General features: G+C 62.9%; 1 protein-coding gene. It reads right to left on the reverse strand.

Annotation, left to right across the window (positions count from 1 at the left end):
• Nucleotides 1–396, reverse strand: a 396-nt coding sequence (locus EN874_RS33970; protein ID WP_210238593.1) for a hypothetical protein, incomplete at both ends; no start/stop codon positions are given.

Below are 396 nucleotides of genomic sequence, written 5' to 3' on the forward strand. Positions count from 1 at the left end.
GAAAGAAGCGTCGTTGCGGCGCCTCTCGCAGCCTTTAGCTTGCGGGCCTCGGCCTTGTCATAGGAGGCTTTGTCGGCAAAGCCCTTCTGCTTGGCATCGCGGTACGCTGCGGGGTCGGAAAACCCAGACGCGCGGTAGGCGGCCAACTCCACCCTAGTCTGCATGCCAAGTTGGACGGCCGCACGATATTCATTGGCAGCCGTGAAGCCGCCCGTCTGCGCCCGCTGATATTCGTCGCTGCTGCGGAAGCCGCCCGACATTGCCGCATCGTAGTCGCGCTGGGTAATGAAACCCATGCTCTTCGCCTGGGCGAATGCGCTTGCAGATGTGAAGCCGCCGGCCCTTGCGTCGTTGTAGCTCTGCGCATCCGTAAAGCCGAGATCCCGGGCGGCGTTT

Origin of the sequence: Mesorhizobium sp. M1D.F.Ca.ET.231.01.1.1 (assembly GCF_003999155.2) — a bacterium.
Lineage (GTDB): Bacteria > Pseudomonadota > Alphaproteobacteria > Rhizobiales > Rhizobiaceae > Mesorhizobium.